We start from the raw sequence: 14,261 nt of genomic DNA, 5'->3' as shown, positions 1-14,261 counted from the left end.
GAATTTTTTCTCCTTACGCTTCGTGGTATAATAAATCTAGCAAACTTTGGAGGAAAACACATGACATTAACAATTAAAAACTTAACAGGGGGTTACAGTCAGTTACCTGTTTTAAAAGATATTAATTTTGAAATCAACGATGGCGAGCTAGTAGGTTTGATTGGTTTAAATGGTGCGGGCAAAAGTACAACCATCAAAGAAATCATTGGCTTATTGCAACCACAAAAAGGCAGTATTGAAATTGACGGTTTAACTTTAAAAGAAAATCCAGAAGAATACCGAAAAAAAATCGGCTATATTCCTGAAAGTCCTGCTTTATATGAAGAATTAACCTTGCGTGAACATTTGGAAATTACAGCGATGGCCTATGATATTCCTAAAGAAGTCGCGTTAGAACGTGCGGAACAATTACTAAAAACATTTCGTTTAGAAAACCGTTTGGAGTGGTTTCCAGCAAATTTTTCTAAAGGAATGAAGCAGAAAGTCATGATTTTATGTGCTTTTTTAATTGAACCAAGTCTATATATCATTGACGAACCGTTTTTAGGATTAGACCCGTTAGCGATTCATGCATTATTAGAGTTAATGAAAGAAATGAAAGAATCCGGCGCATCTATCTTGATGTCGACCCATGTGTTAGCGACAGCTGAAAAATATTGCGATCGTTTTATTATGTTGCACAACGGCGAAATTCGCGCCCAAGGATCGATGGCAGAATTGCAAGCACAATTTGGTTTAACAAACGCATCTTTAGATGAAATCTATCTTGCGCTGACAGAGGAGGCGTAGGAAATGAACGAATTTTTTCAACAACGACTGCGTTTGCATCAAAAAACTATACAGCGCTATTTAAAATATGTTTTTAATGACCATTTCGCGTTGACGATGACATTTTTAGTCGGCGGTTTGGGTTTGTATTATTCGAATACCTTAAAAACTTTGCCAAAAGGCTTTACTTGGGGCACAGTGATTGTCTTAGGTGTTTGGTTGATTGCTCTTCATATTGGTCAATTTGCGAGTTTAGCGAAACCTGCCGATGCGGTTTTTTTATTACCAAAAGAAAAACAAATGCGCGGGTATTTGACGCATGCGTTTAAATATAGTTGTTACTTGCCATTTGGTGTATTGGTTTTAATTGGTGGTGCAACGATGCCGCTAGTGGTGTTAGCAACAGGAATGGCATTTTCTACCTTTGCTTTTTTCTTACTCACTTTGTGGGGCTTGAAATTCAGTCAGTTACAGATTCAACGGATGGATTTGTTTCAAGATATGGAAAAAGCTACCAAAAATGCCTATCTTTTATGGTGGATGATAAGTTTGGCAACCTTAAGTGTGGGGTTATTTATTTATCCGTTAATTGGTATGCTGTTGTCCTTTTTACAAATGTATCTTTTCCACAATTTATGTTGGCAAAAAATGCAAGCACCGCTTGATTGGGATAAGATGATTGCGACAGAACAACATCGTTTGTATCGTTTGTATCGTTTCATTAATTTATTTACCGATGTTCCAGAAATTACGGCGCAAATTAAACGCCGCAAATACATGGATGGTTTTTTAGGTAATATTAAATTTATGCAAAAAAATACCTATCTTTATTTGTATGCACGTCGTTTCGTCCGTGGAACGGAGTTTAGTGGCTTGTATTTGCGCTTATTAGCGTTAGGAAGCATATTGTTGGTGTTTATTGTGGAGCGATGGTTTGCGTTAGGTATTGGCGCACTGTTTATTTATTTAATTGGTTTTCAATTATTGCCGTTGTACCATCAATTTCAATATATGACGAGTGTTCAACTTTATCCAGTATCAGAAAAACAAAAATTACGTGCGATTCAAACCTTATTGCGGATTGCTTTATTAGCGGTTGCGATGATTTTTTCGGTGATTAGTAGTGTTGTGATTGCGACTTGGGCAGACCGTGCGATTGTGACGGGAGGATTTTTTATTGTCGCTGTCCTTTTTGTTGAATTATATGTCCCATATCGATTGAACAAGGGCATACGCTAACTGAGAATATGCTAAAGATTGTCTGAAAAAAAGATTGGAAAGTAAAAAGTGAAAGAGATGTGCTTGACGACCTGTAGTTAAGGCGCTAGAATAAAAATTACTGTGAAAAAAAGAAGGAGGCACATAGGATGGCTATTCGTTTGGATAACGATTGGGATCTGCATCCAATTAAAGGCGATACTGGCAAGGCATATGTCGGTTTAAAAGCAGAAGACAAAGTATTCATCAAACGCAATACCACTCCGATGCTTGCTGCTTTGTCAAAAGAAGGCATTACCCCTAAATTAATTTGGACCAAACGCACAGGCAATGGTGACACCTTAACAGCCCAAGAATGGCTAGAAGGACGCATCTTAGGACCTGAAGAAATTGGTCAACGCAATGATGTCATTGATGTCTTGTATCATTTGCATCACTCGGATTCTTTAAAAGAGATGCTTGAAAAAATGGGTGGCATTGTGATGTCGCCACAACAGATGTTGCAAGAATATGAAACAGAGTTAGACAAAGAATTGGTTGAAAATCAATTTTTATCTTTGGTTCATACTTACTTAGAGAAAAATATTCCATCATTCAAACTTTCTGAAAAAGCCGTTGTGCATGGTGATGTGAATTGTCGGAACTGGATTGTCTGTAAAAACTATCTGTATTTAGTTGATTGGGATTCGGTGATGTTTGCTGATCCAGCAGTAGATATTGGCACTATTTTAGGTCATTATTTACCGATTTCTAGTTGGAATCATTGGTTAATGAGTTATGGCATTCATGGCAATAGCGAGAATATGGAAAAAATATATTGGTATGCGTTATTGAGTATGCTACAAGAAGTAAAGAAATACCATAAACGAAATGCTTTAAAAGAAATGAATCAAGAGATTTTACAATTAAAACGAATTTATACAGGATAAGACTTGTTGTAAAAGAGAGGAACAACTATGAGAGTAAGAAAACGTACCGGTGCAGAAGAATTAATTGCGTCTCATCCACAATTCGTTGTGGATCAACCCCAAGAATGGAAAGGTCGTTGGGCAGAGCGTTTTGGTAATGACCAACCGATTCATATTGAAATTGGAATGGGGAAAGGCCAATTTATTGCAAATATGGCAAAAGCACATCCAGAGATTAATTATATTGGGATTGATATGCAAGTCAGTGTGGTCTCATTTGCACTAGATAAATTGATTGAAGCTGAAATTCCCAACTTACAATTATTACACGTAGATGGTTCAGCATTAACCGAATATTTTGCTGACAGTGAAGTCGATCAAATTTATTTAAACTTTTCTGATCCATGGCCAAAAACCCGTCATGAAAAACGTCGCTTGACGTACAAAACATTTTTAGCTGTGGATGAACAAATTTTACGCCCCGAAGGTGAAATTCACTTCAAAACAGATAATCAAGGATTATTTGAATATTCTTTAGCCAGTTTTTCGCAATATGGATTAATCATTCAAAAAGTCTGGTTAGATTTGCACACAAGTACCTTTGAAGGGAATATTATGACGGAGTATGAAGAGAAATTTTCATCACGTGGACAACGTATTTATCGTGTCGAAGCCAAATTCCCAGATAAAACGAAAAAATAGGTGAAGTAGCAAGAAATTCTTGCTGCTTCTTTTTTTTGGTGTGCTAAAATAAACTAGAAATGAATGGAGGGGAATTTGTCATGTTTTTAGGCATTGATATTGGTACAACAGCAATTAAGTTTGCGGTGATTGCAGATGGGAAAATTAAATTTCAACAAACGAGTCCAGTCAGAACCTATCGCGACCAACAAATCTGTTACCAACGAGCAACAGAGCTATTAGAAGTGTTAAAAGTAGGCGTACAATCGATTCCCAAAGATATGCGTGAAGCACTTGAAACAGTGAGTTTTAGTGTGGCCATGCACAGTATCTTACCTTGGGGAGAAGGACTCGATGATGCGATTTATATTTGGTCCGATACACAAGCAGAACAAACGATTGCAACATTTAAACAACAAGAACGTGCCTCACTATTTTACCAACGAACGGGAACGCCGATTCATGCCATGTCACCTTTTACTAAATTATTGTATTTCCAACAACAAAATCGTTATCCGAACCACACACACTACTATGGCATCAAAGAGCTTATCATGCATTATTTTACTGGAGAATTTGTTCTTGATTATGCCACTGCTTCAGCAACGGGATTATTTGATTTACAGGAACGTCAATGGGATGCGGAGATTTTGGCATTCGTTGGTATTTCAGCCCAACAATTGGCTCCCTTAGTCGATACGACGACATCCTTTCCTTTAAAAGAACGTGCTGCTGTCGAATTGAAAATTCCGGTAACTGCAAAAGTAGTTATTGGTGCAAGTGATGGTTGTCTTGCTGCGTATGCGAGTTATATTGCGACAGGTATTCCTAATAGCTTAACAATTGGCACGAGTGCATCAGTGCGCAAAGTGACGAAAGAACCAACTTTTGATAGTGGGAAACAAAATTTCTGTTATTACTTAAATGAAACGTATTATGTAACTGGTGCTCCTTCAAACAATGGTGGTTGTGTCTTAGAATGGGCGAGTCATTTGTATGCAGATACGCCACAAGAATTTTTTGAAAATTTACCGAGTGCATTGCAACACTCGCCAATCGGTGCAAATGGGTTGCGTTTTGAACCGTATATCAATGGGGAGCGGGCGCCCTTATGGCAAAATGAAGTCACCGGAACATTAAAGAACATTCGGATTCAGCATACTAAAAATGATATGATTCGTAGTGTGGTGGAAGGGATTTTATTTAATATTCGGACACTCACTGAGATGGTCCATGTGACCGAAAAACTATCTTTAAGTGGTGGTTTTTTCAAATCAGAAATGCTTCGAAAAATGACAGCGGATGTCTTAGGCGTAGATTGTTATTTATCCGATTATAATGAACCGATTATGGGGTTGTATTATTTAATCTATGGCCAACAGTCGACAGCGGTGCCTATTGAGACAATTGCGTCATCGCAAGAGCAGTATGAACACTATACAGAAGTATTTAAAAACTATTTTTCTAAGTAAATAAAAATGAACAGTTTGTCTCGTAGCCAGACAAACTGTTGTTTTTTGTAAACAAGGATAGAAATATCATTTGTTATGGGGTATGATTAAGCTTGTTAATAATTATACTAGGAGTTTAAAAAGGTTAAGGAGAAGCTGTTTATGGGAAGTATGATGGTGCTAATTATCTTTTTTCCAAGTATTATTGTCAGTTTATTAATTACTATTGATACGGTTTTCAATAATTTAAAGAAAGTCGTTTCAAATAAATTTGTACAAATGATACTTATTGTTTTGTTGTATTCTACGTATTTGTTTTGTTTGCTGTCGCTTTCGGTTCATCTACTTGATGCGGTTTTTTATGAATATTCTCTAGTGTTATTTATCGCGTATTATTTTTTTCAAACATATGGCAAATATCTGATTTTATTGACACCATTTTTATTGATGAGTTATGCAAAATTGATTGATATCAAGATGTTTATTTCTGACGATCAACTCTTTATTATTGGGCTAATTATTTTTGCATTATTTGTGGTGATTGATTGGTTACCATTTGGCTGGCGAAATGGTAAATTTACAGGCTTGTTTATTTTGTCCATGCTTATTTCAGCTTGTTTTCATTTACAAGGTCTAGCTATCACTTCATTGTTTTCGTATGAAGATGGCATGGATGTTTTGATTGTTACGGGTTCCTTAGTAATTTTAGTATCTTTTTATCTGTATTTTTTATTACAAGAGAAGGAAAATGCTCGTATTCGAGAAGAATTAATTTGTAGTAAGATTGATAGTCTAACCGGCGCACATAACTATTCCGCATTAAGTGATAAGATTGAGTTTTTAAACGAGAGAAAACCAGCTGTGACTGTCGCAATGATTGATTTAGATTATTTTAAACAAATTAATGATCGTTATGGACACATTGTTGGAAATGAAGTATTACGCGATTTTGTGCAATTTTTAGACGCCCATTTGTCATTGTATCTTGAAAAAAATAAGATAGAAATTTATCGTTTTGGTGGTGAAGAATTTTGCGTCTTCTTTTATGATTTACCTAAAAATGAAGTTTATGACATCATTGAAGATTTTTGTTTGAAAATGGAAACCTATCCTGTGGCGCTAGAGGTGTCTGAAGGGATTTCAATTACTTTTTCAGCAGGGATTGAAAGTACAGTAAATCAACCTGATATTTTAGAAACGTTAAAAAAAGCAGATGAAGCATGCTATATTGCCAAACATGCTGGTCGTAACCGTGTGATTATGTATAATGTCGATTATTAAAAAGCCAAATCAGGACGATTCGGCTTTTTTCTATTGCTTCACTTTTTCTGTGAGATTTGTGGTTTTTCTTAAGTTAAGTGGATCTGTTGATTCAGGAAGCTGTTTGATTGTTTCAGAATGTTCGCTACTTACAGCAAATGAAGGGGGCAATAATCCCATTTTCAATAAGAGTTCTTCAGCAGAAGTGGCGGTCTTTTCTTGATAGGCACGTACTAAGAAAAGTTGTTTATAAGAAATAAATTTTTGTTCATAACGTTCATAAGCAAAATCAATGAGCGGTGTAGCAGTATCTAATCTATCTAATCCTTCTAAAATGGTTTGTTTTAAGGCATAAATCGTAGACACACTAATTTGATAGGTTGCTTCTAAACGATCTGCTACATCGCGTGGTGTTGCATCACAAAAAGCAAAGACATAATGATTGTCTGATTCTAAAATTGGCAAACAATACCATTGACGGAGTTGCTCACGATCAAACTTTTCCGCAAATTCTGGTTGCAGATAGGTTGATAAATTGGCAGCAGGTAGATATTGCAAATGTTGCACGTTAGCGAGAGCCTCTAATAAATGGTCTTCTGAAAGCAAATCATGAGCTAATAAATAAGCACCTAAAGCTTGTTTTTGCTCATTTGCGTTTTCCAAAGCTTCTTTCAAGCCTTTTGGTTCTATGAAGCCTTTTTCCAATAAGACATCACCTAATTTACGATGGTAACGCTGTAAGACATCTTTTTCTAGGAAGTGATGTTCGGTTTTATCCCAAATCAGTTGCTTTTGTTCACTTTGTTTATTTTTACGTTTTGCTTTCTTTTCTTTTTTTACAGGTGTTTGATTACCGAAAATCTTTTGCTTGAAAGCTTTCATGGTTGCGACCATGTTAATGATATTTCCATAAACAAAACGAATCGGCAAAATTGGTGGAAACAAACAAGCAAAGAAGACACTTCGCATACCGTAGACTTTCTTAATCGCTACTGCACGGAATAACTGTCTCTCGAGCATCATGATGGTAACCAAGACGCATAAATACCAAGATAACGAATATTTCGGATAAATTGGCGGTAAGTCCCAGAACAAAGAGGCAAAGAAATAAATTAAAACAGGATAACCAACAAGGACCAACATATTTCCAATTTTTGCTTTGAAGTCGCGGTAAAGCGAGTAGCGACCAGCAAAGGTCATTTCTTTGGTTGAAAAAATTTCTTTGAATTTAAAAGACTGCATGGTAATACCTAAAATCCAGCGTGTTTTTTGTTTGACCGCTGTTTTAAATGTGTACGGAAAACGACTACGTGTGGCGATAAATTCATGCACAAACTCATTTTTGAAATTAATTCGCGGGACTTGAATTAACGGATAATACATTTGAATCCCTTTTTGATATAAGGTTAAAGATAAGCGATAATCTTCAGTCAAACTGTCTTTAGGTAAGACATCTTCCTCACCAAAACTATCAATAACGGCACGTGAAAGAGTAAAGCCGGTACCCGCTGATGGAACAAATGCACCACTACTGTAACGACTAACCATCGTTGAAAAATGATTTTCTGCAAATTCATCGGCGTATGTATTCGTTACTAAATTTTTGAAGAAGTTACTGAATTTTGGCATTTCCATTAGTGGAAAGACTGGAAATTGAATCGCTGGATAAGTTTCTAACAAGTAATTTGTTACTTTTAATTCATAAGGATGCACGACATCTTCAGAATCATGAACATTTAAAGCTTCAAAATGCCACTGTTTTTCTTTTTCCATAGCTTTGATTTGGGTAATCACGTAATTAATATTTTGTGCTTTTGAGGTTGGTCCAGGTAATTCGTTAATAATCATATGGACATTTTCATATTTTTCCTCAAGTTGTTTTGCGACCGTAATCGTGGCATCATCATTGGGATAGACACCTAAAAAGACATGGTACATTGAATTTGGATAATGCACGGATGCAATCATGTTATCAATCACATCACCAAGTACACTTTCTTCATGCCAAGCAGCAATAGCAACAGCAAGTAATTTTGGGGGAACATCGTCTACTTTTTTTAAATCCAACAACTCTTTTTTATAGGGTTTACGTCTAAATAAAGTAATAATATCCCAAATGAAATCGTCAAAGCCTGTTAAGATGTATAACATCACTAATACTAAACCGATGATATACAATACATTTTCATCTATCATAGAAAAAACTTCCTTTTTTAAGTTACCTGTAGTGTATCTTTTTTTGCAACAGGGTGCAATGAATGCAACAAATTAATCATAAAATAGAGGAGACCTATTTATATCCGAAAATGGGAAGTATTTGGTAGTAAAAGAAATGCTTGTTGATTCTAAAAAAGAATGAATCACCGAAGTCATTCATTCTTTCAAATAAGCTATTTTATCCTAATTTTGCCATAGTTTCGTCAAATTCAGCTTTGACTTCCGCCAAAACTTCAGGATGTTCTAACAATTCTAATATCGTTAAAGATAACCCTTGGGCGGCTTTGATTAAGCCGCTTTGACCTTCTGGAGAAAGAGTGGCAGCTGCCATTTCTTTGGTATGTCCACCGACTTCAGGTCCACAAATTTTAATGTTTCCTTGAATTGTTGGGCAACGATAACTTACTGCACCGACATCGGTTGAACCACTTGCGACTTCATCAACCGGTTGGACGTCTTCCACACCTAGTTCTGCATATTTTTCCGCTAAAATATCCGCTAATTTGTAGTTAATAACTGTGTCTTCATACGGACACTCATACGTAGAAGTTTTGAACGTCACACCATTCGCTTGACAAATACCAGCGACTGCTTGAACCGCTTTTTCTGTTAATTCTTTGGCATATCCGATAGTAGGTGCACGGAAATAATACTCCATTGAAGCGTAGCCAGGAATGACATTGGCTGCTTCACCACCATCTTTGATGACACCGTGAATATACGTATGTGGTGCTGCAAATTGACGTAATAAGTTAATTTGTAAATAACTCATAACGGCTGCGTCTAGGGCTGATGCTCCCGAAGCTGGATCACACGCATGGGCATTTTTTCCAAAGAATTCAAATTTAATTGGATTTAAGGCATTTGAGCGACCACCCACACCATTTTGACTTCCCGGATGAACCATCAGTGCGACATCTACATCATCAAAAACACCGGCTTCTGACATACTGACTTTTCCACCAAAATTTTCTTCAGCAGGCGTTCCAACGACTAATAATTTCCCACCAAATTGATCAATTATCGCTTTGACGGCCTCACCAGTTGCGACACCAATACCGGCAATTAAGTTATGACCACAACCATGTCCCACTTCAGGTAACGCATCGTATTCACACATCACGGCGATGGTAGGTCCTGGTTTACCAGTATCGTATTCACCTAAAAAACCAGTCGGAACAATATACCCCGATGTTGTTTTAAAACCAACACTATCTAGGTAGTTCACCAATAATTTCATTGTTTCAAATTCTTCATTACCAATTTCTGGATTATCATACATAATCTTCACTAATTCCATATAGGCATCAATCTTATTTTCAATGGAAGCTAATAACGTTTCTTTGATTGTCATACTACTATTCTCCTATTCCTTTAAGGCATTTACCGCTTGTTCTTCTGATTCTTTCCGCCATTTTTCTAGGTTTCCATTCTCTTTGTTTTCTTGGATGACTTCATTTACGAGCGTAATAAATGAGGTAGTATCATCGCCTTTAGGAAAACCAATGACGTTTGTGCCATATTTATTTTCAGGGTCTAAGTTGAATGTTTCTTTTGGCAAGATAACTAAGTCTGGGAAAGTGGTTAGTAAAGGTTCAACAGACGAAGTTGAAACAGTCACTGCTTGTAAATCACCAGAGTTTAACGCTAAAATTGCGGCATCCATTGTTCCGAATTGTTTAATATTCTTAGCATCAGTTAATAAACTAGCCGTTTCAAATTGAATCGAACCACCTTGGGCACCAATCGTTAAGTTGGCATCTTTTAGTTCATCCATTGATTTGTATTTATCCGCAATTTCTTTGGATACTAATAATCCTTGGAAACCTTCACTCGCTTCTTGTTGGTATCCTTCCGAGAAATCCATGATGTCTTCACGTTGTTCAGTTGCTACAAATCCAGAAATCCCAAAGTCAACGCTGTTGGTTTGGATATTCGCTAAAACACCGTTAAAATCTGTGGCTTTAATTTCTAGTTCGACCCCAATTTTTTCGGCAACAGCTTTTGCTAAGGTAATGTCGCTTCCGACAATTTCTTTTTCACCTTTGTCATTTAAGATATAAAATTCTAACGGCGGAAAATCAGGAGAGGTACCAATCACTAATTTGCCCTTTTCTTTGATTTGTGCCAATTTATCTGTTTCACCAGCATCAGCGCCTTTTTTTGAATCTCCTGAACCACAAGCAGCCAATGTGATTGCTGCTAGACAACTGAATAAAGCTAACGTTAATTTTTTCATAATAAAAACTCCTTCGAATTAAAATGTAATTTGGTCTAAAAATTCTTGTGTTCGTTTTTCTTTCGGGAAATCAAATAGTTCAGTAGGTGTTCCTTCTTCAACGATGACGCCTTTATCAATAAACAGGACACGAGAGGCAACTTGTTTGGCGAAATTCATTTCGTGCGTCACGATGACTGTCGTTAAATTACTTTTGGCTAACTCTTGGATAACTAGCAATACTTCTTTGACCATTTCTGGATCAAGTGCAGAAGTTGGTTCATCAAACAACATGACTTCCGGTTCCATTGCTAGGGCACGTGCGATAGCTACCCGTTGTTTTTGCCCGCCAGATAATTTGTTAGGATACACATCTTTTTTCTCTAGTAGACCAACTTTTTTAAGCAATGCTTCGGCTTTTTGTGTCGCTTGTTGTTTGGTTAAATTTTTTAATTTCATCGGTGCTAAGATAATATTTTCTAACACAGTCATATTAGGAAATAAATTGAAATGTTGAAAAACCATCCCAATATTTTCACGAATTTGGTTAATTTCCGTTTCTTTTAATTGTGGATTTGTTAATAAAATGTCTTTAAAATAGACATCACCACTCGTTGGTGTTTCCATCAAATTTAAGCAACGAAGAAATGTTGATTTTCCTGAACCAGAAGGGCCAATCACGGCGATTGTTTCTCCTTTTTCGATATGGGTGGTGATGCCATTTAAAACAGACAACTCACCAAAATTTTTCGTTAACTGATTGGTTTTAATCATAGACATTTAACCTCGTTTCTAATTTCTTGATTAAAGCAGTAAGTGTAAAGGTTAGGAAGAAATAAATTAAGGCAACAATAATCAATGGTTCAAAAATAGAATACGTTGCGGCTTTGACGATGTTACTTGTGTACATGACATCAAAGATTCCTACAACAGAAACAATAGAAGATTCTTTAATCATCATGATAAATTCATTTCCTAAACCAGGGAGGACTACTCGGATTGCTTGTGGAATAATGACAGCTTTCATTGTTTGTCCACGACTTAAGCCCAATGAGCGTCCAGCTTCCATTTGTCCTTTATCAATTGATGCTAATCCCCCACGCAATAACTCACAGATATAAGCGCCAGAATTAATCGATAAGGCCACTATAGCGGTTAAAAATTCTCTTGATCCATATGTATTTCCAAGAAAAGAAAGGGCAGGTATGGAAATACCAATTAGTGGTAACCCGTATAACCAAATATATAATTGCACTAATAATGGGGTACCACGAATTACTTGTGTATAAATTGCTGCAATAGCGTTGAAAATTTTAAAACGTGATTGTTTCATCAAGGTAGCAAACAAACCTAGTAATGAACCAAATACAACTGTTATTAATGATAAAACGATGGTGACAATTGTCCCATCAATAAAAGTGGGAATCCACTTTACGGTTTTTCCAAAATCTATAACTACTCCTAACATTGCATCCATCGTAATTCCTCACTTTTTAATAATATTAATGAATAAAAATAATCTCATTAGGTATGAAATGTATATTAATACAAAAAAGATTCGTTTGCAACAATTTTTGAATTTTTATGCGTAAATTTCTATTAAACATCCTTAAATTGTATATTTTTGAGTGTTTTTGCATATAATACACTTGTTTTTTTTGTTAGCAATCAATCCAGTAACAATTTTAAGAAGAGCATGGTATCATACAATAAAGGAGGGAGAAACAATGAGTTTAAAAGACACATATACATTAGCAAATGGAATTGAAATTCCAGTAGTAGGATTTGGAACATGGCAGACACCTGATGGCGATGTTGCGGAATCATCGGTTATTGCAGCGATTAAAGCTGGGTATCGTCACATTGATACAGCGGCTATTTATAAAAATGAGGAATCTGTTGGTCGTGGAATTGCTAAAAGCGGGATTCCAAGAGAAGAGTTGTTCATTACGACGAAGCTATGGAATGATGCGCATGCTTATGATTTAGCCAAACAAGCAATTGATACGTCCATGAAAAAACTAGGTGTAGATTATTTAGATTTGTATTTGATTCATTGGCCAAATCCAGTGGCTTTCCGCGAAAACTGGCAAGAAGCAAATGCGCAAGCTTGGCGTGCGATGGAAGAAGCTGTTGAAGCAGGCAAAATTCGAGCGATTGGCGTTTCTAACTTTATGCCACATCATTTAGATGCCTTATTAGAAACAGCTAAAATTAAACCTGTCGTGAACCAAATTTATTTGAGCCCAAGTGATCGTCAAGAAGAAGTTGTGGCGTATAACACAAAACACAATATCTTAAGTGAAGCATACAGCCCATTAGGTACGGGGAAAATTTTTAGTGTTCCTGAATTACAAACAATTGCTGAAAAGTACGATAAAACAATTGCTCAAGTCGTTTTACGTTGGAGTCTACAACATGGTTTCTTACCACTACCAAAATCGGTTCATGAAGATCGTATTATTGAAAATGCTCAAATTTTTGATTTTGAATTGAGCCCAGAAGATATAGCTGCCATTGATGCCCTACAAGGAGCGGCAGGCGAAGCACCTGTTCCAGATGAAAAAACATTTTAATCCATAGCCACCGATTTTTCGGTGGCTATTTTTTTGTCATCTAACAAAAGTTATAGACTACCTAACAGTAATGAAAGTTCGTTTCAAGTAAGAATACGCTAGACTAGATTTACTAAACTGATGGAGGAACACAATGACAAAAAAATTTAGCATAACCGGGTATCAATTAAAAATTCTAGGAATTATTTTAATGGTCGGTGACCATATCTATGAAATGTTTATTTATACACAACCGCCAACTATTTTAAATATGTTTGGGCGCATTGTGTTACCCATATTTCTGTTTTTGAGTGCAGAAGGATTTCACTACACACGTAATCGTTTGCGATATATGTCTCGTTTATTGCTGGGCTTCTGGGGAATGAATATAGGTAATCGCTTGATTCCAAGCCTGTTTCCAATGGATGAAGTGATGATTATCAACAATGTTTTCGGTACATTATTGTTAGCGACACTAGTGATGTATTGTATCGAGGAATATAAGCAAAAACGTTGGCTAAAAGCTACTGCATTGTTACTGATGCCATTTGTGATTGCATTGCCATTTATGATTTGGATGAGTACAGGTGATGGCAGTCCAATTTTTATTTATATTCTACAAATTTTTCCTTCTTATCTCACAGTTGAAGGTGGTTATGTTGCAGTATTATTAGGAGCACTTTTCTATATTTTTAGAGAAAAACGTTATTTACAATTCTTATCATTAGCTACTGTATCCTTACTAGCTACAGGATTTGACTTTAGCCATTTATTAACGAACTATCAATGGATGATGGTTTTTGCGATTGTTCCATTATTCTTTTATAACGGAGAAAAAGGACGAAGCGATAAGTATTTCTTTTACGCTTTTTACCCAACCCATATCTATTTATTTTATGTGATGTCGTATGTTTACTTGAACTATTTGATGTAAGATTTTAAAAAAGGTATAATTAAAAAAGGATTTACATTTTTCGTTCCTCCT

Annotated in this window: 13 protein-coding genes; 8 read left to right on the top strand and 5 right to left on the bottom strand. The window is 36.1% G+C overall.

Annotation, left to right across the window (positions count from 1 at the left end):
• Positions 1-60 precede the first annotated feature (60 nt).
• The 6 genes from PYW32_RS11745 (at position 61) to PYW32_RS11720 (ending at position 6,307) form a co-directional block, all read left to right on the top strand.
• The gene (locus PYW32_RS11745) at positions 61-789 is read left to right on the top strand and encodes an ABC transporter ATP-binding protein (protein ID WP_016174094.1); all 729 of its coding nucleotides are present in this window, start codon (positions 61-63) and stop codon (positions 787-789) included.
• Between the two features lie 3 nt (positions 790-792).
• On the top strand, positions 793-2,007 hold the full coding sequence (locus PYW32_RS11740) for an ABC transporter permease (RefSeq protein ID WP_016174095.1): 1,215 nt from the start codon (positions 793-795) through the stop codon (positions 2,005-2,007).
• A gap of 128 nt (positions 2,008-2,135) precedes the next feature.
• Positions 2,136-2,915, top strand: a complete 780-nt coding sequence (locus PYW32_RS11735; protein WP_016174096.1) for a phosphotransferase family protein — start codon at positions 2,136-2,138, stop codon at positions 2,913-2,915.
• Between the two features lie 27 nt (positions 2,916-2,942).
• Entirely contained in the window at positions 2,943-3,596 is a 654-nt protein-coding gene (gene trmB / locus PYW32_RS11730) for a tRNA (guanosine(46)-N7)-methyltransferase TrmB (RefSeq protein ID WP_016174097.1), read from the top strand.
• A gap of 80 nt (positions 3,597-3,676) precedes the next feature.
• Positions 3,677-5,047, top strand: coding sequence for a gluconokinase (locus PYW32_RS11725; protein ID WP_016174098.1), 1,371 nt, complete (start codon positions 3,677-3,679; stop codon positions 5,045-5,047).
• Between the two features lie 141 nt (positions 5,048-5,188).
• The gene (locus tag PYW32_RS11720) at positions 5,189-6,307 is read left to right on the top strand and encodes a GGDEF domain-containing protein (protein WP_016174099.1); all 1,119 of its coding nucleotides are present in this window, start codon (positions 5,189-5,191) and stop codon (positions 6,305-6,307) included.
• Between the two features lie 30 nt (positions 6,308-6,337).
• Here the strand turns inward: PYW32_RS11720 and PYW32_RS11715 are convergent, their stop codons facing one another.
• The 5 genes from PYW32_RS11715 to PYW32_RS11695 all read right to left on the bottom strand — a co-directional run bounded on the left by PYW32_RS11715 (position 6,338) and on the right by PYW32_RS11695 (position 12,198).
• The gene (locus tag PYW32_RS11715) at positions 6,338-8,482 is read right to left on the bottom strand and encodes a glycosyltransferase (protein ID WP_016174100.1); all 2,145 of its coding nucleotides are present in this window, start codon (positions 8,480-8,482) and stop codon (positions 6,338-6,340) included.
• A gap of 199 nt (positions 8,483-8,681) precedes the next feature.
• Positions 8,682-9,857 (bottom strand): M20 family metallopeptidase, encoded by a 1,176-nt coding sequence (locus PYW32_RS11710; protein ID WP_016174101.1) that lies wholly within the window; start codon positions 9,855-9,857, stop codon positions 8,682-8,684.
• A gap of 12 nt (positions 9,858-9,869) precedes the next feature.
• Positions 9,870-10,742 carry a transporter substrate-binding domain-containing protein gene (locus tag PYW32_RS11705; protein WP_016174102.1) on the bottom strand — a complete coding sequence of 291 codons (873 nt, stop codon included), beginning with the start codon at positions 10,740-10,742 and terminating at the stop codon, positions 9,870-9,872.
• A gap of 18 nt (positions 10,743-10,760) precedes the next feature.
• Positions 10,761-11,495 carry an amino acid ABC transporter ATP-binding protein gene (locus PYW32_RS11700; protein WP_016174103.1) on the bottom strand — a complete coding sequence of 245 codons (735 nt, stop codon included), beginning with the start codon at positions 11,493-11,495 and terminating at the stop codon, positions 10,761-10,763.
• Positions 11,488-12,198 (bottom strand): amino acid ABC transporter permease, encoded by a 711-nt coding sequence (locus PYW32_RS11695; RefSeq protein WP_016174104.1) that lies wholly within the window; start codon positions 12,196-12,198, stop codon positions 11,488-11,490. The genes PYW32_RS11700 and PYW32_RS11695 overlap by 8 nt, the downstream gene beginning before the upstream one ends.
• Positions 12,199-12,448: 250 nt before the next feature.
• Between PYW32_RS11695 and PYW32_RS11690 the strand changes: the two genes are divergently transcribed.
• Entirely contained in the window at positions 12,449-13,297 is an 849-nt protein-coding gene (locus tag PYW32_RS11690) for an aldo/keto reductase (protein ID WP_016174105.1), read from the top strand.
• 133 nt (positions 13,298-13,430) lie between these two features.
• A complete protein-coding gene (locus PYW32_RS11685; protein WP_016174106.1) occupies positions 13,431-14,210 on the top strand; it encodes a TraX family protein in 780 nt (259 codons plus the stop codon).
• Positions 14,211-14,261 lie beyond the last annotated feature (51 nt).

Origin of the sequence: Enterococcus saccharolyticus subsp. saccharolyticus, assembly GCF_029023825.1 — a bacterium.
GTDB classification, from domain to species: domain Bacteria; phylum Bacillota; class Bacilli; order Lactobacillales; family Enterococcaceae; genus Enterococcus_F; species Enterococcus_F saccharolyticus.
The sequence above is the reverse complement of the archived record's forward strand: the minus strand, read 5'-3'. Positions and strand labels throughout refer to the sequence as shown.